Consider the following 25,746-nt stretch of genomic DNA (forward strand, 5'->3'; position numbering starts at 1 on the left):
ACCGCGCCGCAGAGATGCCAACGGGGCAAAAAAAGACCCAGCGCCTGATCAGGCGCTGGGTCTTTTCTTAGGGGCCGCTCGATGAGACTTTCAGCAATCCCAACCTAGTGGCCCGGCGACAACTCACCGGGCCACGGCCAGCCGCGTCACTCAACCTGGTTCAGCACCTCTTCCTCGATCTCGTCGAGGGAAGCCTGAACGACGGTCTCCTTCGGCAGCGTGATCGTTGGTCGGGCCTTGGCCATCTTCTCGCAATCCGGCTCAAAGGCTTGGTAGACGAACCGAGCTTTGTCCTTGCTCGCATACATGTCCCTCAAGAATGCCGCATTGAGCCGAGACTTGATGATCTCAACCAACGCGTTGGTCTCCGATTCGGACAGCAAGTAGTCATTCGCCACGGCTTCTACATAGCCAGGAAGCAGGCGGAGCATCTCCTTGGCATCGTCCTCCACCAGCCCATCAAGCAGGTATTTGGACGCCACACTCGACGCAGTGCCACCTGCCAGCGCCCCCAGAATGCCACCGATCACCCCACCAGCAGCGGTGCCAATGACCGGAACCACCGAACCAACGGCAGCCCCACCCGCAGCGCCAGCCATCCAGCCGCCAGCACCACCGGCTACGCTTGCGCCGTTGACCGCCAGATTCTTACCGAACTGCGCCCAAGAAATGTTGCGACTGAACGCAGCCCGGTAGAAGTCCGGGCCAGAAATCACGGCAGTGGTCACAGCCCCTGTGACAGCATTGGTCCGCAACAGCTTGGCGACGTGGTTGACTGCAGCGGCCCCGTAGACAGCCTTGCCCAAGGACACCTGAGCGACCTTCTGAATTGCACTGCGGCCAAGGGCGCTCTGGGACACGAACTTGACCCCATCCCGGGCCGCCACCACTCCAATGGCCGCGGCCTTGGTTCGCAGGATCTGGGCGGTGGCAATCCCAGAAACAAAGGAAGTTGCACCGGATTCCAGTGCCATGGTCAGCGCACCATTGAGCGCCTCCATGTTGGTCCGTCCATCCCACTTTTGCCGAGCGAAGTTGATGGAGAAGGAGATCGCAAACGCATAGCTGGAGGCGATGCTCTGCGTCTTCATGTCGTAGGTCAGGCTATCGATGTTGCCGGCCCGGGCGATGTTCCTCGCCTGGCGATAAGTCGTGCTGCCTTTCTTGATGATGCGCTCGGCTTCCGCCGGATCGCTGATCCCCGGCACCTGACCGCTGCTGATGCGCTTGCGCATCAGCTCGATTGCGTCCTCATACTGATCGGAGGGCACTTCGAGCAACTGCCCTTCGTATCGATACCCATCCGCTCCAAACGCCGATCCAACCGTTTCCCTCGCCGTCGCGAAATACTTGGTCTGAATCCGAACGCCATCGACGATTCGATCCGGGCCATTGAGCGAATTGTCCGCGCCAACCTGCTCAACCTTACGGCCAGCAAGGATGTCGGCAAACGCGTTTGCCTCTTCGGCGGCGAAGCCCGTTCCACCTTTGGTGTGGAACTTGTTGATCTGGGTGCGTTCCAAGGCGACGGCTACCGCCGACGTTGACAGCATTTCATACAGGTTGCCGATACCGGGCGGATCGGACAACGCCACCGTTCCCATGACCACGGACGCAGCAGTCTCATCCCAACGGATCACCAGAATCGGGGATTCACCCTCCCCTGCGACGTTGGAGACCACAAAACCCTGAGCATCGAGTGATTTCAACACCCGCTCCAATCCGCCAGCGATCGCTGGGGTATCCATCACAAAGCGCAGCGCGCCATGCCCGCCGCGGGACGCTGCATCGATGTGGGTGGTCAACGTGGACAGCACCTTGTCCGCCCAGGCGTCGGAACGCTGCTGCGCCGTCCGGCGGAGGTCTGCAGCCGAAACAATCGTGTTCAAAACGAGCTCCTTTCGCTTGGCGAGGTGATCAGATCAACGGCGCCGGGGTCAGCGGCAGGCTGAAACCACTTGCGTCTTCGGACACTTCCTCCTCCTCGGCCCAGCTGATATCCAACACCACATCTTCCTTGTGACCCGTCTCGCCCTCCAGCACCGGATTGCCGGCAGCGAGGTCAGCAAGGCTGCGTCGCACAGCCGACTTCTTAACAACAGTGCGCTTACCACGCCGAACTACAGAGAATCCTTGGACCGTCAAGGCTTCCATGACTCGCTCAAGCCCAGCCTCCTCGCTCACGCCCACCTGGAGCTCATACGAAGCTGCCATCTCGCCGCTATCGGAGGCGGCCGAAATCACCGCAGTGATCTGCTCCAAGTGTGCCGTCACCCACTGTTCGCGCACCGCGGCCATGTTGTCACGCGCCTGGGCGGCCGAAATATCCAATGTCATCTTGAAGCTCCTTGTGTCGGTTGGGACGCCAGTGGAACCAAATCTCGTCGCACGGATTGAGAAAGTGGAGAACATAGTTTGTGCCCCCGCCCCCTTGCGCAACTGGCACCACAAGCCTGGTCGTCCGTGAGGTTAGCGGCCGGCAAGGGCCCAGCTTGAGATACCGATTCTTGCAATCCCCTGGTAGAGCGCGACCTTGATCGAAGGAGCTAACGATCTGAAAATAGAGGGCTTCTCGAACACGGTATTGCCGGCCCAAGGAATGCCAACAAGACAAAGCATCGGGAGCCAAACGCGCTCTATCCACAATGGGTGACCATGGGCGCCAGCGAGGTCAGAGCATGCCTAGAGGCGCCAGGGTTGGGGGCACCTCCGATCAGGGACGGAGATTGAGCTGACGGATCCGCTGCCAACGCTCCGACGCCAGTTTGTCAGACGCTTGGCCCCGTGCCGCTCGCAGCGCCAATGGAAGCTTCAGCCAACCACTGCTCGACTGTCTTTCCTTTGAATTCGTGAGCAAAGTCGCTGGCGCACAGCATTCTCCCGTCTTGCCTCATGTTTGCGACGGCATGGGCGGCCAGGATGGAAGTGGCTTGGAGGTGCTGCTTGGTGCGACCGCGCTCCGACCAGTCGTTTGGCAGCGCCTTTATCGCGCCCAGGGCTTCCTTTCCAGAGAGGTATTGAAGGCAGGTCAGCATTGACCACTGAAGCCCGACTTCTTCTCGCAACCAGCGCCCGGCCGCCTTTTCGTCAAGACGGCCCTCCATGGTGTCCAAGAGTGTATGGGCGGCCGCAATGGCCTTGCCTTGTGGCGAGAGCCGGCTCTTCTTCTTGGGGAACAAGCCGCGCATGATCAGGCCTTCTTGCTGGCCTTCTTGGCGACGGCTTTCTTCGCAAGTTTCTTGACGGCCTTCTGGGCGGCCTTCTTCACCGGCTTGCCCACCTTCTTGGCCACCTTGGCGGGAGCTTTCTTCATCGTCCCATCAGCCGACGGGAACTTACTGCCCGGGTTGGCCTGAGCCCACGCCTTGCCCTCGGCGGACTTGGCCCATGCGGTGAAGACCCTGGGGGCCAAACCCCGACCGGCCCAGGTCTCACCGGTTGGAAGGCGATACTTCGGCGCCACCTTGCCGAGCTTGCGGCCTTTTCGGGGTCCCGGGGCAGCCTTGGCGGCACGCGCCGGCTTGGCGTCGATCGTTTCCCCGATGAGCTTGGCCACCTGCCGCCGCTGGGCCGGGCTGAGGACCTTCGCATACTTCTGGAGGACCGCCAGGGCTTTGGGCACCTCGCCGTCGCGCTTCTCGACCAGCTTCTTCTGGGCTTCGAGCTGTTTGATTTCGGCGTTGAGGGATTTCAGGGTGGTCAGGGCCAAGGGAGGGCTCCATTAGGGAATTCAAAGGTTATAGCCGATCCCCCTGAAGTCTTCCATCCTAAGCACCAGCTCTCAACGCCTCTCGCTCCTTGAGCGAACCACGGGTCAAAGAGCCGGCACAAGTGCCACGTAGATCTTCGTCCCCTTCGGTAGGGAGGCACGCACCTTGCCGACCATCTGGCCTTCCTTCAAGTCAAACCAGGGGTCCATGTAACCCCCTGGGACCTTGAGGACGTAATGAAAATCGCGGTAGCGAACTCTGCTGTAGATACACAGGATGGTGCCGTCAGGAACGGGCGAAGAGGGATTCCAGTCGGCAATCAGCTTCGTTCCCCTTTTAAACAGAGCGTTGGCTATCTCGTCGATTTCGAACCCATAGGGCTTCTCCGACACCGACAGCCCCTTCTCCTTCTCCAGCCATCTTTTCGCTCGCGCATACGGAACGGCCATGAGAGAGGCCACGCAGGCGGCTGCGCAGCCCCATGGATCTTCCTGGGAAACCTCTTGGTATCGATGCATCAACACTAATTCCAACCGGAGGTCCAGAGCTCAGCGCTCGTCCTTCTCGGCCACGATGGTCCAGACCACGCTTGCCATACCCGGCTTGGATGGATCGAGCGAGCTTTGCGGAAACACGGAGACCACCCGCCAACCCTTCGCGTAGAGCTCTGCGACGGTCACCGCCCCGGTCGTCTTGCAGCGGAAGACGGTGGCGTCCTCAAAAGGCTTCATGATGCCAGCGGGCGTGTTCTGGCTATCTGCCAAGCACACCTCCCCCTGACCCGCCCAAGCCTGACCACAAACGGCTAGCAAAGCATTAGCCAACCACATGCTCTTCCTTTGCATATGCGTCCCCTGTAGACCGCCGAACTAGGCGGCTTGGACACGTTAAACCATTTTCGAGCTTTATTGCTACAAGCTATTTGGACTAAAAATATTGCCAGGAGAACCGTCCGTCCCACGCCCAAGTCCGCAGGTGACGCGGCGACATTGCCTGCCTTGAAACGCAAGGATCATAACCGCCACCGCCACGCTCACGCCTTGACGTCTCGCCGCCGTCCGCACTTGGTTGACCAGGTCGCGGAATGCCCGAATGACTAGAGGGCGATAGGTGGGAAACGCTCCTCGTGTTCCGGATACAGATCGATCATGAAGAACTCCCGGCGGAACCGTTCAAAGATTCCTGGGTGACGGATCATGGCCTCGATTTGCGCGTGCGTCCAAACAGCGCCATGTTCCGCAGCGCGGGCCCGGAGACGTCCGGCCTGACGGCCTACGGCCTCGTCCGTGAGATGGCGTTCCGCGTAGCCTTCCACGATCAACCGATAGATGGTCTGCGCGCTCAACTGCCAGAACTCGTCGCCAGCTTGCGTTGCCCGAAGGGCACCCATGGCCCGTTCCGAGGACCGGGTCATCAGCAGAGCTTGATAGAACGCAGACAGCGCTGTTTCCAGATCTCCTGCCGATATCTGCCGTTTGGGAGCCAAGAATGCCCAGAACGGTGCCCGATGCTCAGCACGAACAAAACTGGCGATGGCGCCCCCATGGCATGCGGCCACCACCGTGATGAGGTTCAAGCGCGTGGCCACGTTGAGGTTTACGAACGCCGGCTTCATGTCATCCCACGTCAACCAAGACCCGTCAGCGAACTCCAGCCCGCCCTCTCCACCGTGGCACTCGATGTGAAGCAAAGGCACGTAGCGGTCCCTGGATGCTTGCTGAGCGAGCTGGGCCAACAGATCGAGAAAAGCACCGCTGGAACGAACACGAACGCTGGCGATGTGAGGAACGTCGCCGATCACCCGCGCCCAGTCTTGGGCATCCGCGAACAGGCGAGCTGCGGTGTTGAGTTGGCCTTCCGGGAGGGAATCCACGATGAGAATTTGGTTGAAAGTAGCGTTCATCGGCGCCTCCCCAGCCCCGGACTGCCGCCTTGCACCACCGGGCTGCCACTTCGCCGCCGCCTCCCATCGTCGGGACCCAGCGCACGCTCTAGACGTTGCAGCGCTGTCTTGGGCGCTGGCCTGGTATCAACGGACGGCAGCTTGGCTATCTCAGCCTTACTCATTTTGGTCGGGGGCTTGAACCGATTCTTGGGAAGCTTTGTCTTCCCCGGCACTTTCTTCTCAAGCGGCTTCGGTTTCGGTGCAGGCGGCGCTTCGTCGAGCATGCCAAGCTTGGCAGCCACCATGCGCAGTTTCGACGGTGAATTGGCCTTGCGGAGAAAGATGCGCGCACGGCGCTCCGCGTAGGCCCGGGACCATCGCATGCGTGTCATTCCCTCGACGATGATCGTTTCCAGGAACCTCTCTTGGGCTGAGGTCAGAACAATCGGTCCGTTGGGCTGCCCCTTCTTTGACACCCGCTTCTTGGGAGAACGCCCAACAGGACCCTTCTTGCCCGAAGGCTGCGCCGACTTCGGCTTCCTTGCCGATCGAGGTGTCACCCATCCACCTCCGATTTGGCCGGCCGTGCTTGCGTGCGGTCCCGGTAGGTCTCCGTGACGAAATCCACAAACGCCACGGCAGACGCCACCGCCAAGCGCGCATGCCGGGGCTGCAGCCCACGGTGCTTGCCGTCTTTGCCATGGCCGGTGCCGTAGAGGCGGCGAAGGTTGGCCAGGTTACCGGCGATTTGGTTCAGGTTGCTCAGGATGCGCTTGATGCACTCGGCCCCCTTGGCTTGGTCATCGATCCCTTCGGGCACCAGGTCCAAGCTCTTGGCCAGCTTCTTTGCCAAGTCGTTCATGTCGTCGCTCTTGCCTATCTCCACCCCCATCTTGCCCAGGATGGTCTTGCAGCACGACTCCACCAGCTCCTTGGCGCTGCCGATGGCCAGCTCCGGATCTTTCTCGACCGCGTATTCCATGCGCTGTATCTGCTTGGCGATGGCGCCCGCGTCCAAGGAATCGGCGGCAGACCTCCCCCTCTCAAAGGATCGGTGACCGTTGGAGGTCAACGGGCGGGGTTCATACCGGGCCCTTCCTGCGATCCGCTCGACTTCGACCAAGTGCCAACCCGCTTGCCGCAATTGGTCGTTGAGGTGCTCAACGATGGTAGCGGCTTCCTGCCGGTCAGGCCTCACCACCGGGTGGACCATTTCCGCCAGGAACCGTAGGAAGGTATCGGCCGGACCATCGAGCAACGGGAATCGGTCGTCGTCGAAGATCCAGTAATCGTCCCAGTCAAAATTGTTGACCCGGTGCTGGTGGATGTCCCCCGCGGCGTCCTTGTAGCGCGAATCGGTGGATGGCAACCGCCGCAGCTCGTAGATGCGGCTCAGGAACTCGGTGTCGTCCAACGCGCCGAACACGTTCACCTGCTCCAATCGGAGCCCATCGAAGATGTTCCGGCGAACGGCACGGGGAATGACAACTGGAGAGGAGGAGCGCCAGTCTTCGTTTTGGCCCACGATGGGAATCAACCGGGCGGCGAATAAGTCGTGGCCATTCGGGGGAATGGCTTCCGTCAATGCCTCGGTGATCTGTTCGCAAACGTCCTTGAGCTTGGGCCGCAAGCGCGCAAACTCCGGCGCTGGCACCTCCAGCAGGACGTTCCAGTAGTTCGTTCCCCCGTTCCAGTTGTCAGAGGTATCGTGCTGGATCACTGCGGTCGCGGTGCGAAGAAGATCTGCCGCGTCGGTGTGCCCGCTCTCTTGGAGCAGCACGTAAGCGGCGCCCAAGCACCGCTCCAACACCTGATCATCGAGAGGGCTCGTCAGCACTGTCAGCTCCGGCGAACCAGCATCGCTTGGGCGGGGTCGTAGACGTAGTCGGTGATGCTCCCGTCTTGGATGCGCTTGACGGCCTCGTCAATCACCGGAAGCGGAACCAAGAACCACTCCCGCGGCTTCACAGGAACTCCCATCCGATCTCGGAGGGTTAGCTCAAGACGCGCAGACTGGAAGATGCGATGAAAGATGTTCTCAAGGCGAATGGGATTAACGTTGGCGAGCTTGTAGGTGGCGATGACCTCCACCTTTGCCAACATGTAGGTCGACTCCCTCTCCGCGTTAGCAATCCTGGTCTCGACCTTACCCCCGGTAACGCCGATCTTGTGGATCAGCTGCTGATTCTCCTGGACGTATGAATTGCGGGAAAGGCTCCGCAGCACATAGATGGTGCCGTTCACCACGTCGTCCGTTTCCAAAGCATCCCCAAACAGGGGGCCGTAATCGTCGTCGGTGATGCGTCGGCCGGTGTCGTCCTTGTAGAGAGCCCGCTGCAAGGAGCGCTCGAGCAAATCGCTCTCGGTGCCGTTGGAATAGATCACCCGCAGCCTGGCGTTGGATTCCCCATTGGGCGTGCGCACCAGCTCGCCCACCTCGGCGACGTAAGCCATCTGCCCGCCGAGAATGAAGAAGTTGCCCTTCTCCACGCTGGCGTCGCGGCCAAACCGCAAGGTCTTCCGGAGCCCCGACTTGAGATCGCCCTCCACGCGCTCAAAGAGCGGCGCAAAGCGTTCAAAGTCTGCGCAAGGCGTGCGGCTAGCGATGTCTTCCAAGGCCTTGCGATCTTCATAGGACCGAACGTGACGCAGCTGGGTGATGTCGTCCTCGGCTCCTCCTTCACTCACACCCAAGTCGGCCAACAGGGCGTCATCGTCCACCGATTCACCTTGCCCGGTGGCAGCAAGGGTGGGGGGTTCTTGGAGCAATCCGTGCGTGTCCAGGGGCATGAGCAACGGATGTGCATCGGCAAGCGACCGTAGGCGGTCCAGGCGCACGGCGAACAGGCGTTCAAAGATGTCGCGCTCCTCTCCATGCTGCGGAGAACGCCCATGCTCGTCCACGAACCGGAGGATTTCTTCGAAACCGGCGATCAGCCGTTCTTCCTGGGGCGTTCGCGCAGCGGCCTTGATCGGGGCCAGATCTTGCCCCAGTTCGGCCAACAAGGCCTCGTCTTCGTCCCAATCAGCCATGATCGCTGCCTCGAGCCTCTGCCGCCTTGCGTTGCTGGACGTGCTTGGCCAAGGCCACCACGCCTTCGGCCATTTTTCGCTCCCACGGGTCCGGCGAGTTGATGTCGGGGGCTCGCAGCTTCTCTGCCTTGAACGCGCGGGCACGCAGGGCCAACGCCTTGGCTTCGTCATAAGGAATAGCCACCCGCTTGGCTGAAATGCTGGCCTGGACCTGACGGAGAATTTTCTCATCCATGGCCTTGGCCAACACCGCGTAAGCGGCATCGAATGGGTTGATCCGGTCGATGAGGTCAATGTTCAAATCCCGCACGTTGACGAACTTTCGCACCCCGTCGATGAGCGAGGTGTTGCCCTGCTCCCCCTGGGCATCGTCTTCCGCCAGTCGCTGCTTGGCCTGTTGGGTCACGTTGAGCGCGGCGATGGCGTGCTGACGGATGGCCTCCTGGTCTTCCGCGGTCAGGTCCGGGTATCGGTCACGCACGATCTTGCCGAGCTGAACCTGGGTCAGGTCTTCGGGCAGGGTGTTTTCCTTGTCGAACAGCCCCCGTTCCACCGCCGTCTTGTCTTGAATGAAGGTGGTGATCACCTCGTTCAGATCCTCACGGCAGATGCGCGCCGCTTCGGGCGAGGTCGGCATGGCCAGCCCCCCAATCTCCACGTGAACTTGGCCCGTGGTCGGATTAACGCCCACGTTGTGACCACCCTCTTGGTAGCCGTCCTCGCCGTAGTCAAAGCCGTCCATCTTGCCGGCGTTCTTGGGCGTGAACTCGAACCGCGGGGCCAGGACCTGCTCCATGAGCAAGCTGGCCGCGATGGCCTTCAGGGTGTCGTTGACGGCGTCCACGACCGCGGCCTCGTCGGCAGCGGGTTCGGCGATGAGGTTGGTGAAGCGGGAACGCTCCTTGCCGGGTGCATCGCGGGTCGCGCGGCCGATGATCTGAACGATTTCGGTCAAACTGCTGCGGTAGCCGATGGTCAGCGCGTGTTCGCACCAAATCCAGTCGAACCCTTCCTTGGCCATGCCCAAGGCAATGATGATGTCGACGTGGTCTCGATCGTCCTTGTGCGCCGGATCCTTCAGCGCCGACAGGACCTTGGTGCGCTGTGCAGCGTCGGTGTCGTCCACCAGGTCGGCAACCTTGAGCACGCGTCCGTCGGCCAGCTCGACCTGATGGAACCCCGTGGCCGGGTCCAATCCCTTCCAGGTGCCCAAGCGGGACATGATTTCCTCGACCTCACGGTGCTTGTCCTTGAGGCTCTCCCGGGCATTGACGTTGGGGATGTGGACGATGGTTTTCAGGCCAGGATCCAGCACCTTCATGATCGCGTCCAGGTAGCGGCCGGTGTAGAAGAAATAGCCGATGTCCAGGGACTTGAGGTAGGTGTAGCCGTTGAGCTGCTCGTAGTAGGTGTAGGTCACCGTTTCAAAGCGTGCCTCGTCCGAGGGCGAGAGCACCGCCACGGTGTCTCCACGGAAGTAGGAACCGGTCATCGCCACCACGTGGACCTGTCCATGCGCGATGAGCTGACCCAGCTGACTGCCCAGCTTGTTGTCCGGGTTGCTGCTGACGTGATGGAACTCGTCGATGGCGATCAAACGGTTGTCGAAGGCCTCGATACCGAACTCGTCCACGGCGAAGCGGAAGGTCGCATGGGTGCAGACCAGCACCCGGTCATCGCTGGACAGAAACTCGCCAACGGCTTTGATTTTGGACTTGGCGACCTTCCCGTTGTCTTCGCCCGGTGCGTTGCACAAGTTCCACTGTGGCCGAACCACCCAATCGCTCCAGAACCCATGCTTGCTCAGCTCTTCGTCGGCAAAGCTGCCCCCGATCGAGCGTTCGGGCACCACGATGAGGGCCTGCTTGAGCCCTTGGTTCTCCAGCTTGTCCAATGCAATGAACATCAGGGCTCGCGACTTGCCCGAGGCTGGAGGCGACTTGATGAGCAAAAATTGCGCACCACGGCTGGCAAAAGCTCTCTCCTGCATGGGCCGCATGCCCAGCACGTTGACCTTGTTAGACCCGCCAGTTCGAGCGACCGCGATGGAGACGGACGGCACGGTGTGCCGATTGCTCGGATTGTTTTCCATGGTCATTTTGCTCTTGCCCCTTTCCTCGGCTTGGCCTGCTTGACTGACACGGCCGTCATTTTTGTGTAGAGATCAAACAGCTTTTCCAACCGTTCAGTGTCGTTACGGAACCTACGCCCGATGTAAATCCGTTCCACAACCTCGTCATTGCGTTCATGTGCCCGCCGCAGGTCATCAGGCATGTCATCTGGATCGTAGAGCTCGGCAATTGTCCTGGGATAGCTTGCCTCTCGCGCCAACAAGATCTCTTTGGCACAACGAGTAAGGTCCAATTTATTCTGATCGGTCAGAATGGGTATCGGAAACGTATTCCATCCCAGCGTATTCGAATACCGGTATCGCGTCTCCAATTTTCCACAAACTGCGGCAATCCAGGCCAAATGAAGCTTCGATGCAATCAAAGAGAGGCACCAGAGCGGGCTGTCGTAGATGGCGAGCGCTAGATTGCTGACGACTGTATTGCGGCCTAAGAGGCCGACTGGCAAATATTCTCTGCGCTCGGATGAAACAGCCCCGATGACTAGCGTTTGAACCCGCGACTGACCTGCCAGGTAGACAAAACGATGGGGCTTGCTCGCATACTCACGCGTTGAGTCGAGTGGGCTTTCATTTCGAAACCTCTCAACATCCAACAACCGCTTCTCTATGCTTGGTATCTTGCGCGCCCCATTCAACTCCGAATCGTCAATCCACAGGCAAGAACGATCCCCACCGTTGATCAACTCATCTGAGCCAACGTATGGCCGAACGTATTTGGCGGCTTCTGGATGCTTATGCAGCAGATCATCAGCTTCAGACCGGCTCAAAATTAGGCCCCCACCATCGCGCGGCATACTGCCAGTAACCATTCGAGGAAGATCGAAAATTGGCGAAGGCGCCGCATCAACGAACGTCGACTTTCCAGCCGTCAAATATGGACTGACCTCCTCCACCTGACGCACCGTTTCATCGGTATAGAGCAGCCCGCCAGCCCCCTCCTTGTTTGCGATACCAACCACAACCACCGTAACGCCGGCATTCTTTGCCGCGAGATTGCTCCACTTGAACGGACGGACACCGAAGCGGATTGCCACGCCATCCTTGAGGACATGCGGCCATAGCACCCCCACCTGCAAGCCTTCGCAGATTGAGCTAGTCGCAACGAAAGCGCACGCAGCCTCGGCAGACTCCATGTAACGTTTCGCTAAAAGGAACCAACCGGCCACATAGTCCAGCGACTTCCACTTCTTGATGAAGTCACCACACACTGACTTCATGTCCTGCTTCTGCTGATCCTCCTGCTTACGGCTACCGTAATAAGGAGGGTTCCCGCAAATATAAGTTTCGCCACCCTCGTTCATGAAATCGACTTCAGGCTTCTCTTCTATGCCACTGAACAGATCGCTACCCTGGAGCTTTACCCCCACTCCGTCAGGCGGACAGACGGACAACCAGTCAACCTGAAGGGCATTCCCACAGAGAATCCAGTTCTTGCTGTCCAGTGGAAGAACCGTTGCGAGGGCTTGCTGGCGCCCCCTGTAAAGCACGTCAGATTGAAATTCGGCGATGATGAGTGCCAGGCGTGCGATTTCGGCCGGAAAGTCGTTGAGCTCAATACCGCGGAAATTGTTAATCGGAATATCGGACTTTCGATCCTCCTCACCTCGAAGACGGTTGATCTCCGCCTCGATCTTGCGCATTTCCTTATAGGCAATGACCAGGAAATTCCCTGATCCACACGCCGGATCGAACACGCGAATACGGGCCATGCGCTTGCGCAAGTTAAGCAACTTAGCTTTGTTGCCCCCCGCGGCCTCCAGCTGACCACGCAGATCATCCAGAAACAGCGGATTCAATACCCTGAGGATGTTGGGAACGCTCGTGTAATGCATCCCCAATGAACCGCGCTCATTCTTATCAGCCACCGCTTGGATCATCGACCCAAAAATGTCTGGGTTGATCTGACGCCAGTTGAGCTCACCCGCACGCAGCAGGTAGGAGCGTGCAGCGCGAGTGAACCTGGGCACATCAGTGTTACCCGAGAACAGGCCGCCATTGACGTAGGGGAAGACCTGAGCCGAGACCGGAAGCTTGGCCGCAACCCTATCGGACGCCGGCAGGTTCATCGCGTCGAACAGAGTCTTTAATACGTCATGAGTGTTGGAACCGTCCGGCTCGGTCATCTTGTCCACGGTGCGTGTGAACTGGCCATCCCCGTCGAAGATGCCGGTGTCCTCAGCGAAGAAGCAGAAGATGAGGCGGGCCATGAAGTGATTCATGTCCGAACGCCGCTCTTCCGTGTCCCATTCCTTGTTGTTGGCCAACAGTTCCACGTAGAGCTTGTTCAACCGGCCCGTTGCCCGAACGTCGATCGGGTTTTCTTTGATCTCCTGGATTGTCGTGATGCCAGCGAACGGAAGGAAGAAGCCAAACCGTTCGGCCAGCTCCGATACGGAGCACGACAAAGGCTCCTCGGTGTCCAGATACTCGGCTTCCAGAGTGTCCCCATCGGTGGCCAGGACCAACTTGACCTTGTTTGACAGGTTCTTGGGACTGACCTTCAAGGCAGCCAGGGTTTCGCGCACGCGGCCGGGTTCGCACACGGCCAAATGGATGTGGTTCCGCTGAAGAACTGCGCCGGGAAGGTCGGAGAAGTTGGTTCCTCCGGACCCAACCTTCCGCAGGCGCTTGAGGGTGACTTCGTTGTTGCCGAAAGCTGCGAGGAACTGGAACGGGAACTCAACAGGGTCAAAGTCGGCGATGGCCAACTCGGAGATGGCCTCCTCAATCTCAACCGCATTCATGCGACGCGACCTGTTTGGACTACCGTGCCGTCAACGGCAAGTCCAATGGGGAGGAGGGACTGTCCCAAGGGTGGGCAAAAACGTGGCATCCGGCGATCTCGTAAGGCAGGCACCTAGTATCGGCCAGGCGCATGAGACAGGGCCACTGTCGCAGCACCTGCGACATAGCAAGCCTTTGTTTCCAAAGGCTCTCCCCATCAGCGGCAAGCCACCTCGGCCACCGTTTGCGCAGCCCCAAGGTCCGCAGGCAGCTGGGCCTTGCAGACCCCTTCCACGTCCACCGTCTGGCCGGGGCGCGGCTGCTCCAGGTAGAGCACGCCGTCGTAGCCCACCTGGGTGGTCTCGGTCGCCGTCTTGGCCACCGTGCCCGCTTCGATGGCTGGGCCAGTGAGGCGGAAGGTGCGCGCGGTCTCGGTCAGGACCGGGAAGGTGAGGTGCATGCCGGCTTGGCGGCCAGCGGTGGCGGTTCGCTCGATCTCGGCCAACTGCGTGCCCAGTGGCAGCGCCCGATCGTCTACTCGGACCTCGGTGGGCACCATTGGGGTCACCTCGCCCACCACCAGGCGGCCCTGGGCGTTGGTCTTCCCCACCAAGCGGCCGCCCACCCTCACCGACACCCCGGCTTGGCCCGGGACGTCCACGACAGCGAAGGATTCGGTCGGACCCAGGAACGTCACGCCTTGGCGGTCCAGATGGACAGCGCCGGCCATCGAACCGGAAGCCCAGGTGCTGCTGGGCCCGTGCTCGGCGTTGACCTGGGCCCACCCTGCCCGGGTGGTCCAGTTGGCGTTGGCCCTGGCCGTCTCGCCAGCCGCTCCCTCGTCCACCGAAGCGGACAAGCCGACCGGGGTTCCCAACACCGTGGGACGGGCGCGTCCTTGGACGGCCCAGGCGGTGGCATCGGGGGCTTGCCGGGCCCGAACGCTCACGCCCTTGCCCCCGCCGAAATCGTAGCTGTAGCCCACTTCCACCCGGGTTTCCTTGCGCTCCAGATCCCGCAAGGCCGAGACGGCCACGGTGTGCCCGTTGCCACGCCAGGTCAGCCCGGCGTCGGCGTAAGCGGTGCGAAAGCGCGGCGTGCGCACGTCGGAGAACCCTGCTCGGAGGGACCACTGGGGCGTGGGTCGCCAAAACACCGAGCCCCGGGTGCGCTGCTCCACGTCCAACGCATCGGGGGCGCGCAGGCGCCAATAGTCCTGCTGGCGCTCGTGCTCCAGGCGCACGCCAAACCTCGGGCCGCGGTAGTCGTAAGCCATGGCCTGCCGTTGGCCGCCTTGGGTGGACGTGCCCACTTCCAGATCCAGGGTGCCGTAGGTGCCAAGCACCGTGGTGGCCCCCACCGCCACGTTCGCCTTCCCATCCGTTGAGGTTTGGGCGGTGCCGCGCAGGGTCCACCGGTCATTAAGGCCCCAAGCCACCGACCCGGTCGCGCCCAACGTTCCGTAATCGCTCTCCCCTTGGCGCACTCGCCCGGCGGCGACTTCCCAGGTGGTGAGCCCTTTGCGCAGCAACGTGGGGGCAACGTAGAAACGCTGATCGCTCACCACCGTTTCGCGGCCGTAGGGGTCTCGCACCACCACTTGGGCTTGCTGCGCACCGGCGCCCAAGGCGCTGCCATCGGCGGTGAACGGCCCCTTCCCCACCTGGCCCTGCAGCACGCGGGCGCGGTTGGCCAGGACTTCGACCGTGGCCGGATCGAGCGCCACGCCACCGAGCATCGGGACCGGATACGTGGGCGTCAACGGGTCCAAGGCCCGCGGGTCCTTGGCCACGCGCACCCCACCCAGGTTGATCGGCGAGGACGACGGACCAGCGAACACATCGCCGGCCTGGTAAGTCACCAAGCGGTTGGGATCATCTTTCTGCCAGCGCGTCACGCCGCGAACGTAGCCGGTGCCGGCCGTGTCGGTGTTGACCTGTCCGCTGGTGCTGACAACGCCCCACCGCCCCGCCTTGCGGACCTCGTGCCCCAAGGAAAGCGCCTGCTGCTGCTCGGACACCATGCCTGCCACGCTGTAGTTCACCAGCACCCCGGGAGCGGGCGGCGCGATGGGCCCGCGCTCGGTGCGATCACGGGCCACGCGTTGGGCCTTGAGCCGGTCAGCCGGCAGGTCCAGAGCGACCGTGGCGCTGGCCTCGTCAACGGCAAAGCCCACGTCCAGCGCCTGGGCGCTCATCGGTTCCGTTTGACCCGGTGGAAGCTGGAGTCCGACCTCGCGCCACGTGGCCGGCTCGGCGAACCACTGACCGCCTTGCTGCCAGAACGTGAGCGGATCCGCCTTAGCCTTACCGCCGATGACCGGCACCAGAAACGCGGGCGCCACGCCATCGGGCACCGCTGCGCTGGCCGACGATGCAGCCAACAACAACGCCAAGGCTTGGCCACGCATGGATCACCGCCCCACGGGGACGGTGACGGACTGGCCGTTGACGGTGATCGAAAGCACTTCGGCGCGCTGGCCAGGCTGGGTCTCATAAATCATCGAGGCCCCTGGTAGCGTCCAACCCAATGCACCGTCGCGCCACGGCTTCCCACCGGCCGGGCCGATGGACGACACGCGGGCCGCGGTTTGGCCGTGGTTGGTCAGACGGTAGCCCTTGGCCACCGCTTGGACGGTCACCTGGGGGACGGGCGCGTTGGCGGCTTCAAAGGCCACGGGCAAGTCTTGGTTGACCAGCAACTGGACGCCCTGGGCGTTGGGGTCTTTGAGCTGCATCAGCAGCACGCGGTAGTAGCGCCGCTCGCCCAGTGCGCCCACCCGCATCAATCGGGCGGTGCGTTTGGATTGGGGCGGGACGTCCACGAAGGTGGGCGCCCCCACGATCTCCGTGGTGGGTGAAAACACGTTCTGCCCTGTGGCCTGATCCCACCCCACGGCTTTCACCTGGTAACGCACCGACGCGTCGCCGCTGTTGTGCAGCGTCACGGCGACGTGCTTGGCCGAGGTATCGGCCATCAGGGTGGTGGGGCCCACGGAGATGGAACCGGCGGACACCGAAAAGGACAGCAAGGACGCAGCGACCGCGGCCAGGGAGCGTTGGGAATGGGTCATGGGATCTCCTTTGGGGGTCTCCTTTCAAGCTAGATCAGAATGCTATTACGTCAACCCATACCTACTCATCTTTTCGACAACAAAAAGCCCCCAGCGCGAACCGGGGGCTTCGGGACAACCGATGGGGATCAGTTGTAATCAGTTGTAAGTGGCGGTGACGGTGACCGTATCGGTGTAGTTGCCACCCACGGCCTGCTTGAGGGCGAAGAACTTCAACGCGAATTCGTGGGTTTGCACAGCACCGTTACCCGTGCCCGCGAACGCATCGGCATCATCGCCCCATGCCTGGGTGCCGGGAATGTCCTTGAACAACCCATACGGAATGAAGGCACCCGAACCGTTGCTCACGGCGCGGTAGGTCTCGTAACCCGCCAACGCTCCGAAGTTCTGTCCCTGTCCTGGGGAAATGGAGTAAGTGGTTCCCTGGTTGCACACGATGCTCAACGCAGAGGTTCGGGTGGAGTTGTCAGAAGTGCCCGACCAATCCATGTCCGTGACTGGAGAAACGGACAAGTTGCAGGTGTTGGTCAGGGTGCCCTGAATAGTCAGGTCTGCGGTGGTGTCGGCGGCGAACGCAGGCAGGGCCAGCGAAGCCAGGGCGACGGGCAGCAGGGCGCGAAGGAAGGTCTTGCGTGTCATGGGTATCGTCTCCTTGAGAGGGATTGAGTGGGGATGAGTAGCTCCAGCAAGGGCCATCCCCTTACCGATACCTCGGATCTGAAAACGCGCAAGGGGGGGGCATTGAGCCAGCGGTCAGAGCCTGGCTCGTTTGCCACCGGCGGCTGACTGCTCCCATACCCGATCCAGCTCACGCGCCCGGTGCTGAGCCATTGCCTCCTGAATCATGCGCTGAAGGACGAACGCAAAAGCGTCAGTCACAAAAACGTCCACGCCGATCCCGAGATCATCCGGCAAGCTGGAAATCTGTTTTATCGATGGCTGGTGAATGACCTCGTCGAGCTCAGGGGGCAACGGGTCCACGAACGTGTCAATGAACGCGCTCACCTCGGTTTCGGCTGCTTTGCAGAGGTCTGCGTCGGTGAGCAGAGCCCGCAAGTCGGCAAGTGTGGGAAGCCACACCGTATTGAAGAGCGGGCCACCCACCGAGGGACTGACGAAATGGATGCCGTGGAGCACGGATGCCCTCTCTCTCTTTCCGAGCCCCCCGTCTCCCCAGTAACCGTTCATCCGAGGAGTCACGTCACCCATCATTAGCCAGTTCTGCGCGCCGCCCCTGCTCTTCTCGCCAGCACTTGAGCAGGTGTTTGTAACCGGGCTTGGCTTGAGAGACGTGGAAGGATCGGCCGTTAACGTAGACCTTCCCTCCGTTGTGAAGCTCGACGGCATGAACCGCACTCCAAGTGCTCGCCCAGCCCAGGCTGTCCTCTTCTTCAAAGCTGACGGGCTCCAACGAGACCGCTGCATAATCTTCAATCAAGCCGGGATTCAATCCCAACGCGATCATCTTGGTTTCATGGACTGTGAAGGTTCCGCTCATTTGACACCTCTTGTCTTGGTCGGCGGCAGTGCCTACCCCTGAATCCAAGGTAGATCGCCCTGAAAATTTGTCCACGTCTGTAGCGGACAAAATTTTGACTAAAAGTAAAAACCGCGGGGCTAGGCCGCAGTTTTTCCTAACATCACTTATCGCGCCGAAGGCGTTGGTGCTTGCCATCCATGCGGATGCTTTTTCAGATGCCGGCGCGCAGCGGCCGGCGTCGGCCTCCGGCACAGGCTTTTTCTCCCACGGGGGTGGTCACACCCACCCCCTTGAGGCCATCGACACGTGCGAGGCGCCCGCGATCACCAGGTGATCCAGCACTCGGATGTCGAGAAGGGCAAGGGCCTGCTTGAGGCGGTCGGTGATGGCGCGGTCGGCCGCGCTGGGCTCGGGGTTTCCGCTGGGGTGGTTGTGAAAGAAGATGACCGCGGCGGCGTTGTGGTCCAGCGCCTTCTTGGCGACGATGCGGGGATGGACTTCGCACCCATCGATGGTGCCTTGAAAGAGGTGCTCGGTGGCCAGGATGCGGTGGCGGGTGTCCAGGAACACCGTGCCAAACACTTCGTGATCCAGGTGCGCGCAGCGGGCAGTGAGGTAGCTGCTGGCGCTGTTGGGGTCGGTGATGGCTCCTTGGCGGAGGAGGCGACGCTCCAGCATGTGCGAGGCGGCCAGGAGGATGCCCTCTTCGTCCATGGCCAGCTGGTATTGGGCCCGAATGTCGTTGGCTCGCTTCATTTGCTTTCTCCACCGGCGCGGGATTAGCGACGGGCGGACGTGGTGTCTGCGGCGGAGGCCGTCAGTGGGAGCAGGCCGACAAGGGCCAGAGAAAGAACCAAGACGCGCATGAGGCCTCCTTTTATGAATGGGTTGCACTACCCATAACAAAAGGTTTGGTTTGCGCAAGGGGATCTAGAAAAGAAAAAGGCGGCTTTCGCCGCCTTTCCCTTGGCCTTAGAAGCGCGCTCGCAAGCGAGGGGCTTCCTGGGTTTGGCTGTCCTGCCCGTGGGCCTTCATGGCCGCACCAACCTGGCGTTTGGCATCGGCCCCAAACCCGCCTTCCGGTGGCTTCCAAGCGTTGGCGGGCGGGTGCAGACTGACCAGGAGCTTGGCCCTCTCTTGAGCCCGCAAGTCGTTGAAAAATGGCTTCCCGCTGTTGATCGGCGCTTCGCCCTTTTGGTTTTGGATGTGGGGATCTGCGCCCGCCTCAATCAGCGCACTCCAGACAGTCGCATCGCGGCCCGCATGAAGAGAGGTATTCCCGTTGTTGTCTTGGGCGTTCATATCCGCCCCTGCCTTGGCAAGCGCTTCAATCGTCTCTGGAAAAATCGCACGGTGGATCGGCGCTTGGCCGTCCATTCGCCGTGCAATGACGTCTGCGCCTGCCCGGGTGAGCAAGGCCACCGCCTCGGGGTCCCTGGCTATATGCAGCGGTTGATTCCCCTGGTCATCGCTCGCCGCGGGATCAAGGCCTGCTTTCAGAAGTTCCTTAAGCGCGCCCGTGTTCGCCTCGAAGAGAGGGGTTCGCCCTCGGTTATCCCGGGCTTGGATGTCTGCCCCGGCCGCAATCAAGGCGCGGGCCTCCGTCTGCCCGGTTGCTCGGAAGAGAGGGGTTTGCCCTTCATTATTCCTCGCGCTGACATCCGCTCCCGCCTTCAGCAACGCTTTGAGACTGTCGTTGTGTGCGCCAAACAACGGGGTGTTCCCTTGGGTGTCGCGAGCGTTGATGTCAGCGCCAGCCTTCATGAGCTCCCTTAAAGCCCCTTCGCTCGCTCCGAAAAGGGGCGTTTTCCCTCGGTTATCGCGCGCATGAATGTCTGCCCCGGCCGCAATCAACGCCCTGGCATCCCCTTGCCCTCTCGCGTTAAAAAGCGGTGTTTCCCCTTGGTTATTCTGCGCATTGATGTCTGCCCCGGCCTTGATCAGTTCAATCACGGCTCCCTCGCTTGTCACAGAATGAAGCGGCGTATTTCCAAGGCCATCCCTCGCTTCAATGTCAGCCCCAGCATCCAACAGCCCCCGAACTTCGCGCGGGTGATGCGCATCATGAAGTGGCGTTTGATCCAGCCAATCTTCAGCCCTTGCGTTCACATCAGCGGGGATTTGGGTAAACCCGATTTGCTTCAGAAGAACGTCTTTGAGATTCGAAATATCCAACCCACACCTCCACAATAGTATTTTGACCTCCCACCATTAGCAGAAAATCAGAACCTCGCAAGTGAATTAAATAGAAGAAGACGGCTCTTGCCGCCTTTCTTTTTCCATGTCAAAACCGTTGTCGGATTCGAGGCTTCTGGGCTTTCCTCTCCTCACCCTGGGCTTTCATGGCCGCACCGACTTGACGTTGGGCGTCGGCCCCAAATCCGCCTTCCGGTGGCTTCCAAGCGTTGGCAGCGGGAAGGAGCTCGTCCAAAAGCTTGGATCGGTTGTGGGCACGAATGACCTGATCGGATTGATCACTACCTGGCCGCCCCAGAAGATCCGTGGGCGTTGTTCCTTCTAAATCGGGATCCTGAGGCGTGCGTCCAGCCTTGAGCAGGTCACCGGCCCATTCTGCATCGCCGCATGCAACAGCGAAGTGGAGCGGATACTCGGTCGCGGCCGTCAGGAAGGCCTCGTAGTCTTGCCGCTGTCGATGCGGGCGTCCTCCTTCCACTCATCTTAATTTGTCTCGTCGTCCCAATGCTCGTCAAAAGCGGCCTGGCGGAGCTCGTCGGGTAATCCCCCCATTTTTAGCAGCGGCCAAAAGTAGAAATAGGGATGGTCTGATCAATTCACACTGAGTCGTGGGTTTTCAGCGCCGGAGTCATCCTGGGCCTTCAGACGCGGCGGACTGCCATGTTTTCCGCTCTCGAAGTGCCCTTGCGGGCACCTCAAGACGGAGTTACCCCTGTGCCGCCAACAGCTTCCGGCGCACCATCCACAGGTTGGACAGCGCGAACAGGGTGAGCACCTGTGCGGTGTTCTTGATCAAGCCGAGATAGCGCACCTTGGTGTAGCCGAACTGCCGCTTGATCACCCGGAACGGATGCTCGACCTTCGCGCGCAGACTAGCCTTGCAGCGCTCCCAGCGCTCAACCTGTTCGCGCTCACGCGCGTTGCCAATGGGGAATTCAACCGGAGGATTGAAGAACGGGCTTGAAGGCTTGAGGATGAGCTATCTGGACCCGCAAACCGTCACGAGACCCCGATGGACTACCCTGACCTTGCCCCACTGGAGGAAATCTCCGGTCCGTTCGCCCTTCTTTCGAAGGGCCCAAAATTCATTGCCGCCTGGCTTGCCAAGCGCACTGAGGAGCGCTACCGGGAGTTCACCCGTGCCGCGCTTGAGGGTCAGGTGTTCCCCGAAAACGCGGAGGCCATGACCTCGGAAGATTTTCTGGCCATGCTGCGGGCATTAGAGATGGACATCGAGGCCGAGAAGGCCACCGTCTATGGCCGCCTTGCCTGCTCAATCGCTACCGGCAAAACGGCAGGCCATCTCAAGCGCCACTTCATTAAGGCGCTGAGCGACCTGTCGTTTGGCCAGGTCGATCTTCTGCGTCGCGCTTGGATCGCCGAGCGCCACCAAATCTTTCCAGGGAGAGGCGGGGGAAATTTGAACCCTAAGGAATTCTTAGGACTGCACAAGAAACCCGGATTCAATAGGCAAACCTTTGAGCGATGGGCCCTCATTGATGAAAAGGGACTGAGCCTGATGGGCCGGAAGTTCGTAGAAGCGTGCTTCGCCGGCGGAGAGCTAGAGCCCTCTGCGGTAGGGTTTCAAGAATGGGCGAAGGGCCAAATCCACATCGTCTGCAATGAAATGGATACACCAGCCTGCTATGACTTTCTGTTAAAGCTCGACGAGGTGGGCCACGCGAGAGCAATTCATGTGCACCATGGCGCCGCCGTTCGTGGGCGTTCCAACCGCCTGCTGACACCCGGGCCCGTCATGGTGATTCTGCTCACCGACAACCCTCAGCTTTTCGCAGACGAGTGGACCACGGTGGAAGACACCATCCGAGGGCGAGCTCTGACGGTGGTGGCCACGACCGATCCGAACGCGCCGGTGCCCGCCGCCATGGAGGCCTTGGAACGCATAGATGCATCACCGGGCCGGGCTGCAGAAGCCGTGACAGCGATACTGGAGTGCTTTGAAGCAAAAGGGTTGCGGGGCACCTGAGGCCGCGATGTAAAGCGCGGCTCGACCGGTCATTGGAAGTGGCCGCCAACTTTATGGCGGCCACCGGGCACTACTTACAGGCCAAACGAGGACTCACCGACAGCGACTTGCATGCCGGACAGAAGAGGCCCAAGTTGATCTTCCGCTGAAAGTGATGATTGCACTTCTTGCAAACAAAAAGGTAAGGCGCCCCTGGAACGAAGCCGGGCATCACTTTCCTTCCTTGCGCTTGAAAATGACCTTTCCGCCAGCCTCGTATTCCACATCGTAGCCTTTGTAGATTGCGAGGATCAAAGAAAGACCTAGGCTTGCGGCGGTGATGATGCCGATGATCTCGACTCCAGTGACCGCCGCGACCGCTCCCAGGCTGAGCGTGCTGAGCCCAGCCGTTACTGGAGCGAGTCCAACCGCAGCAACGATTGCTGCAACACCGACGGCACCAAGCTTGGCGAACTTGCGTGTCTTCTTCAGATCATCTGCCAACTTGCCCACAACCACAATCTGCTGCGCCTTTGCATTCTTGGCCGCTTCCAGCTCATCCCGCGTCCTTACTGTCACGCTTGCCATAACGCCCCCTGTTGTTAGTAAAACCACTGATGGATACCCTCGATAGGATAGCCGAGGGCTGAGCTACGGCAACGATGTCACCTCGGCAACAATGATCGCACTGGACTGTCTCTCTAGTTGAGACGCGACGCGCTCATTACATCCGCTGCCGCGGGGCGTCCTTGGGTGCCTCCACCGTAACCTCGGCAACGTCGTCTGCAGCACGCCATGCCTTCCCTTCGAGCACCATCGCGGGACATCTGGAACGTGCGATGGCGGCCTCTTTGGCGGTCGGCGTGTTCCATGGTCGATGCTCCTCCAAGTAGCGCTCCATGGACGGCTTCAAGTGCAAGCCACCGCTCGGCAAGGGCAACGCCCGATCATGGCGTTTGTCTTGTTGACGGGCATAGGCGACTTGCTCAGGCTCCCCAAACGCCTCCCGGTGGGCATCGAGCATGCGATCAATGGCGTCCACGTCCCCGCGGGCATGGAGCGATTCGGTGTAAAGCGCTTGAAGCAACGAATCACGCTCTTGATGAGCTTCCTCGCCCGTGCCTTCGCCCTGAAAAAGCCCATCGTCGCGAGGGCGGGCGTCGACGGCGTCTGGGCGGAACCGCCCGTGACTGGTCCTCATGCCCGCCTCCGGGTCAGCCCGCTGCCCTGAAGCAGCCCACACGTGATCGAATAGACGACAAGCGCCAGCGTGGATGACAGGTATAGGTTGGAAGGATCCAACCAGACGTGGCTCACCACATGCTGTAGCTGGTAAGCCAGCAGTGCCAAGCACGCGTAGAACAGGGCCAACCGCCACAGCAATGCAGCCACGGATGGGGCGTCCTCTTGGCCGGCTTGGAACGCCTCCCAGCCGCTGCGTGCGCTGCGTGCCTTGGAGGCGCACAGCCACGCGTTCCCGAAAGTGACCGCGGAGAGGACAAGCTCAGACAGCACGACCACCAGAAAAAGGGTCATGGCATTCTCCTCTCGGTTGGAAGCAGGCCATGGGCCTGCAGGTATGCATGGACCGCCTGCCGGGTCACGCCCAGGCGCTTGGCAATTGCAGGGCCGTTGTTCCCCTGCTCCAGGAGGCGCACCACCAGGGCGTGTTGGTCAGCCAGTGGGCGCCGGGGCTTTTGACGCAACCCCAGGTGGGCCAGATCGGCGCTCACCACGGGCGATGGAACGCCCAGGGCTTGGGCGATGGCCGCCCGGCGGTGTCCCTCTCGAAACATCCGGGCGACTTTGGAGCGGCGGTGGGCCACGGAGGGTTGCTTCATGATCAGCGCATCTCAATCGACGAACCCAGACCCAAGGGTGAAGCAAGGGCTACAGTGATTCGTTGCGTTCTCACCACCACCCCACGGCGAATCATCCATCCGCGCAATCGGCACCACCCGGGTCTTGCTTCCCTTCCCCACCAGGAACACCCGATCACCTTCGCGCACGTCCACGTCGGCGTCTTGGACCACCGAGAGGATGCGCTGGCGGCGATCGGACAGGTCGCGCACGTAAATCTCCACTGCGGTGCGGCCGCGGAGGCCCTTTTGAACCGCGGTTCCGGCAACCGCACCGATGACGCCACCGGCCACCCGGGCTGCATTGCGGTAGTCCCGGCTCTTGACCTGGTTCGCAGCCCCATAACCAACGGCCGCCCCGATGGCGGAGCCGGCGTTCAGACGCTGGTCGGACTTCAGTTGAACCGTGCGAACCATCAGGACCTCGCCCAGTCGGGTGTCCTGGACCGACAGGGCTTCGGACGAACCATAGCGGCGAGCGGAGGTGGAATCGGCGGCAAAGGCGGCCGGAGCAGACAACGCCAGTGCAAGGGCCAGGACGATGGGTTTCAAGGTGCACCTCCATTTCGTGAGTAGGTTCACCTATGCATAGATCGATTCTGGAAATGCGCAAGGGGGTTCAGGCCACCATCACGTGGCTCCTCTGCTTGGCCTCCTCACGCGCTTTCGTGCGGGCCTTCGGGCCGTTAGGTTTTTCAAGCTCCTGCTGATTGGCCGCCACAGGCTGCCGCTCCTGCTCAACCTTCGGGAGCGGCTCGCGAACCAACTCGGGCACCTTCAGGAACTCCACCACCCGCTCGGCCGCCGCCGCAGCTCGGAAGAGCTCCCGGGGGTCGCCCCGGAGGATCTTGATCCAGGATTTCACGTACGCCGCGTGCTGGGTAGGGTCGTGGCCAATGCCCAGGCGTTCGCCCATCAGCATGGATGACACCTCCGCGACCAGTTCTTCCTTGGCGTAGTCGATGCTCCCAAAAGCCCCCTTCTGATCGCGGTTGAGGCGGGTGGGAAAGCCGGTCCAGTGACCCAGTTCGTGCAACGCGGTGGCGTAGTAGCCGCTGGCCGAGTGAAAGGTGTTGCGCTGGGGCAAGTGGATGCTGTCGGTCATCGGACGGTAGAACGCTTGGTTGCCCCCGTCGTGATGGATCTCGGCTCCGCTGTCTCTCAGCACCGCTTCGCAGGCCTGGTGGATGTCGGGCTCTGAGCGCGGGGGTGGCAGGACCAGTGCCGGCAACCCATCGATCTGCATCGCGTTGAACACGCGTGGGAAGAAGACCTTGGGGTGGGCCTTGGCGATGAGCTCGGGGTCCCCGCTCTTCTTGGCCTCCTCCACCGGCGACCAATCCCAATACTCAATCACGCTGGCTTTCTCGCCCTTGCGCACCTGAGCGCCCACGGCCGCGGCTTGCTTGTAAGTCATCCACCGGTTGTCCTGGGTGTCCCAGGCGCTCTGTAGGGCCCACAGGTGGAGCAAGTTACCGCCCCGGTAGCTCTTGCCCGTCGTGGGGTTCATGGGCAAGCCGAGGTCCACGCGGGCGTCCCAAGGCTTGAGGAAGGGACCGGTGCCCTCCTCCATCTGACGGATCAAGCGCTCGACGGCGTCGCGGGAATGGCGCTGAAGGAAGCTCTCGTTGGGGGTGGCATCGGACACGGACAGGCTCTCCTGGAAGGCAAGGAAAGGCGCCTGTCGGC

Annotated in this window: 24 protein-coding genes and 1 pseudogene; 1 reads left to right on the top strand and 24 read right to left on the bottom strand. The window is 61.1% G+C overall.

The window, feature by feature from the left end; translation table 11 throughout:
• Positions 1-146 precede the first annotated feature (146 nt).
• The 19 genes and pseudogenes from AC5P78_RS15415 to AC5P78_RS15505 form a co-directional block, all read right to left on the bottom strand.
• Entirely contained in the window at positions 147-1,889 is a 1,743-nt protein-coding gene (locus tag AC5P78_RS15415) for a YeeR family protein (protein ID WP_369969262.1), read from the bottom strand.
• Positions 1,890-1,917: 28 nt separating this feature from the next.
• Entirely contained in the window at positions 1,918-2,337 is a 420-nt protein-coding gene (locus AC5P78_RS15420) for a hypothetical protein (protein WP_495217268.1), read from the bottom strand.
• A gap of 431 nt (positions 2,338-2,768) precedes the next feature.
• On the bottom strand, positions 2,769-3,188 hold the full coding sequence (locus tag AC5P78_RS15425) for a hypothetical protein (protein ID WP_495217269.1): 420 nt from the start codon (positions 3,186-3,188) through the stop codon (positions 2,769-2,771).
• 2 nt (positions 3,189-3,190) lie between these two features.
• Entirely contained in the window at positions 3,191-3,709 is a 519-nt protein-coding gene (locus AC5P78_RS15430) for an H-NS family nucleoid-associated regulatory protein (protein ID WP_495217271.1), read from the bottom strand.
• A 105-nt stretch (positions 3,710-3,814) separates the two neighbouring features.
• Complete coding sequence (locus AC5P78_RS15435) at positions 3,815-4,228, bottom strand: hypothetical protein (RefSeq protein ID WP_495217272.1); 414 nt, start codon at positions 4,226-4,228, stop codon at positions 3,815-3,817.
• Positions 4,229-4,258: 30 nt separating this feature from the next.
• Positions 4,259-4,474 (bottom strand): hypothetical protein, encoded by a 216-nt coding sequence (locus tag AC5P78_RS15440; RefSeq protein WP_495217273.1) that lies wholly within the window; start codon positions 4,472-4,474, stop codon positions 4,259-4,261.
• 332 nt (positions 4,475-4,806) lie between these two features.
• Positions 4,807-5,613, bottom strand: coding sequence for a hypothetical protein (locus AC5P78_RS15445; RefSeq protein ID WP_495217274.1), 807 nt, complete (start codon positions 5,611-5,613; stop codon positions 4,807-4,809).
• Between the two features lie 538 nt (positions 5,614-6,151).
• Positions 6,152-7,390, bottom strand: a complete 1,239-nt coding sequence (locus AC5P78_RS15450; protein WP_495217275.1) for an abortive infection family protein — start codon at positions 7,388-7,390, stop codon at positions 6,152-6,154.
• Positions 7,391-7,434: 44 nt separating this feature from the next.
• Positions 7,435-8,628, bottom strand: a complete 1,194-nt coding sequence (locus AC5P78_RS15455; RefSeq protein ID WP_107432826.1) for a GIY-YIG nuclease family protein — start codon at positions 8,626-8,628, stop codon at positions 7,435-7,437.
• A complete protein-coding gene (locus tag AC5P78_RS15460; RefSeq protein WP_495217276.1) occupies positions 8,621-10,726 on the bottom strand; it encodes a DEAD/DEAH box helicase in 2,106 nt (701 codons plus the stop codon). The genes AC5P78_RS15455 and AC5P78_RS15460 overlap by 8 nt, the downstream gene beginning before the upstream one ends.
• Complete coding sequence (locus AC5P78_RS15465) at positions 10,723-13,503, bottom strand: class I SAM-dependent DNA methyltransferase (protein WP_495217277.1); 2,781 nt, start codon at positions 13,501-13,503, stop codon at positions 10,723-10,725. Before AC5P78_RS15465 ends, AC5P78_RS15460 begins: the two co-directional genes overlap by 4 nt.
• Positions 13,504-13,700: 197 nt before the next feature.
• The gene (locus AC5P78_RS15470; RefSeq protein ID WP_495217278.1) at positions 13,701-15,893 is read right to left on the bottom strand and encodes a fimbria/pilus outer membrane usher protein; all 2,193 of its coding nucleotides are present in this window, start codon (positions 15,891-15,893) and stop codon (positions 13,701-13,703) included.
• A gap of 3 nt (positions 15,894-15,896) precedes the next feature.
• Positions 15,897-16,556 carry a fimbrial biogenesis chaperone gene (locus AC5P78_RS15475; RefSeq protein ID WP_107432833.1) on the bottom strand — a complete coding sequence of 220 codons (660 nt, stop codon included), beginning with the start codon at positions 16,554-16,556 and terminating at the stop codon, positions 15,897-15,899.
• Between the two features lie 138 nt (positions 16,557-16,694).
• Positions 16,695-17,195: a Csu type fimbrial protein gene (locus AC5P78_RS15480; RefSeq protein ID WP_088475686.1), complete on the bottom strand. Its 501-nt coding sequence runs from the start codon at positions 17,193-17,195 to the stop codon at positions 16,695-16,697.
• Positions 17,196-17,309: 114 nt separating this feature from the next.
• A complete protein-coding gene (locus tag AC5P78_RS15485; RefSeq protein WP_495217279.1) occupies positions 17,310-17,693 on the bottom strand; it encodes a hypothetical protein in 384 nt (127 codons plus the stop codon).
• A gap of 64 nt (positions 17,694-17,757) precedes the next feature.
• The gene (locus tag AC5P78_RS15490; protein ID WP_180843140.1) at positions 17,758-18,054 is read right to left on the bottom strand and encodes a hypothetical protein; all 297 of its coding nucleotides are present in this window, start codon (positions 18,052-18,054) and stop codon (positions 17,758-17,760) included.
• A gap of 258 nt (positions 18,055-18,312) precedes the next feature.
• A complete protein-coding gene (locus AC5P78_RS15495; protein WP_495217280.1) occupies positions 18,313-18,792 on the bottom strand; it encodes a JAB domain-containing protein in 480 nt (159 codons plus the stop codon).
• A 216-nt stretch (positions 18,793-19,008) separates the two neighbouring features.
• Complete coding sequence (locus AC5P78_RS15500) at positions 19,009-20,211, bottom strand: ankyrin repeat domain-containing protein (protein WP_495217281.1); 1,203 nt, start codon at positions 20,209-20,211, stop codon at positions 19,009-19,011.
• 727 nt (positions 20,212-20,938) lie between these two features.
• Positions 20,939-21,160, bottom strand: a pseudogene (locus AC5P78_RS15505) (transposase); the annotation flags it as partial.
• Between the two features lie 84 nt (positions 21,161-21,244).
• On the opposite strand from AC5P78_RS15505, the gene AC5P78_RS15510 reads away from it, so the two are divergent.
• Entirely contained in the window at positions 21,245-22,219 is a 975-nt protein-coding gene (locus AC5P78_RS15510; protein WP_495217282.1) for a hypothetical protein, read from the top strand.
• A gap of 210 nt (positions 22,220-22,429) precedes the next feature.
• On the opposite strand, the gene AC5P78_RS15515 is transcribed toward AC5P78_RS15510, so the two are convergent.
• From AC5P78_RS15515 to AC5P78_RS15535, 5 genes are all read right to left on the bottom strand, one after another.
• Complete coding sequence (locus tag AC5P78_RS15515) at positions 22,430-22,786, bottom strand: PM1101 family membrane protein (protein WP_049422125.1); 357 nt, start codon at positions 22,784-22,786, stop codon at positions 22,430-22,432.
• A 136-nt stretch (positions 22,787-22,922) separates the two neighbouring features.
• Positions 22,923-23,399, bottom strand: coding sequence for a hypothetical protein (locus tag AC5P78_RS15520; protein WP_495217283.1), 477 nt, complete (start codon positions 23,397-23,399; stop codon positions 22,923-22,925).
• Complete coding sequence (locus tag AC5P78_RS15525; RefSeq protein WP_495217284.1) at positions 23,396-23,734, bottom strand: hypothetical protein; 339 nt, start codon at positions 23,732-23,734, stop codon at positions 23,396-23,398. The genes AC5P78_RS15520 and AC5P78_RS15525 overlap by 4 nt, the downstream gene beginning before the upstream one ends.
• Before the next feature lie 317 nt (positions 23,735-24,051).
• The gene (locus AC5P78_RS15530) at positions 24,052-24,609 is read right to left on the bottom strand and encodes an outer membrane lipoprotein (RefSeq protein ID WP_495217285.1); all 558 of its coding nucleotides are present in this window, start codon (positions 24,607-24,609) and stop codon (positions 24,052-24,054) included.
• A 67-nt stretch (positions 24,610-24,676) separates the two neighbouring features.
• The gene (locus tag AC5P78_RS15535) at positions 24,677-25,705 is read right to left on the bottom strand and encodes an ArdC family protein (RefSeq protein ID WP_495217286.1); all 1,029 of its coding nucleotides are present in this window, start codon (positions 25,703-25,705) and stop codon (positions 24,677-24,679) included.
• Between the last annotated feature and the right edge of the window lie 41 nt (positions 25,706-25,746).

The sequence above is a fragment of the Stenotrophomonas sp. YJH_SMC_133 genome, assembly GCF_059370655.1.

Bases quoted from the DNA above. Each gene is read 5' to 3' on its own strand.
- AC5P78_RS15420 (WP_495217268.1), bottom strand. From the start codon at position 2,337: ATGACATTGGATATTTCGGCCGCCCAGGCGCGTGACAACATGGCCGCG.
- AC5P78_RS15425 (WP_495217269.1), bottom strand. From the start codon at position 3,188: ATGCGCGGCTTGTTCCCCAAGAAGAAGAGCCGGCTCTCGCCACAAGGC.
- AC5P78_RS15435 (WP_495217272.1), bottom strand. From the start codon at position 4,228: ATGCATCGATACCAAGAGGTTTCCCAGGAAGATCCATGGGGCTGCGCA.
- AC5P78_RS15445 (WP_495217274.1), bottom strand. From the start codon at position 5,613: ATGAACGCTACTTTCAACCAAATTCTCATCGTGGATTCCCTCCCGGAA.
- AC5P78_RS15455 (WP_107432826.1), bottom strand. From the start codon at position 8,628: ATGGCTGATTGGGACGAAGACGAGGCCTTGTTGGCCGAACTGGGGCAA.
- AC5P78_RS15460 (WP_495217276.1), bottom strand. From the start codon at position 10,726: ATGACCATGGAAAACAATCCGAGCAATCGGCACACCGTGCCGTCCGTC.
- AC5P78_RS15465 (WP_495217277.1), bottom strand. From the start codon at position 13,503: ATGAATGCGGTTGAGATTGAGGAGGCCATCTCCGAGTTGGCCATCGCC.
- AC5P78_RS15470 (WP_495217278.1), bottom strand. From the start codon at position 15,893: ATGCGTGGCCAAGCCTTGGCGTTGTTGTTGGCTGCATCGTCGGCCAGC.
- AC5P78_RS15475 (WP_107432833.1), bottom strand. From the start codon at position 16,556: ATGACCCATTCCCAACGCTCCCTGGCCGCGGTCGCTGCGTCCTTGCTG.
- AC5P78_RS15480 (WP_088475686.1), bottom strand. From the start codon at position 17,195: ATGACACGCAAGACCTTCCTTCGCGCCCTGCTGCCCGTCGCCCTGGCT.
- AC5P78_RS15490 (WP_180843140.1), bottom strand. From the start codon at position 18,054: ATGAGCGGAACCTTCACAGTCCATGAAACCAAGATGATCGCGTTGGGA.
- AC5P78_RS15495 (WP_495217280.1), bottom strand. From the start codon at position 18,792: ATGAAGCGAGCCAACGACATTCGGGCCCAATACCAGCTGGCCATGGAC.
- AC5P78_RS15510 (WP_495217282.1), top strand. From the start codon at position 21,245: ATGGACTACCCTGACCTTGCCCCACTGGAGGAAATCTCCGGTCCGTTC.
- AC5P78_RS15515 (WP_049422125.1), bottom strand. From the start codon at position 22,786: ATGGCAAGCGTGACAGTAAGGACGCGGGATGAGCTGGAAGCGGCCAAG.
- AC5P78_RS15520 (WP_495217283.1), bottom strand. From the start codon at position 23,399: ATGAGGACCAGTCACGGGCGGTTCCGCCCAGACGCCGTCGACGCCCGC.
- AC5P78_RS15525 (WP_495217284.1), bottom strand. From the start codon at position 23,734: ATGACCCTTTTTCTGGTGGTCGTGCTGTCTGAGCTTGTCCTCTCCGCG.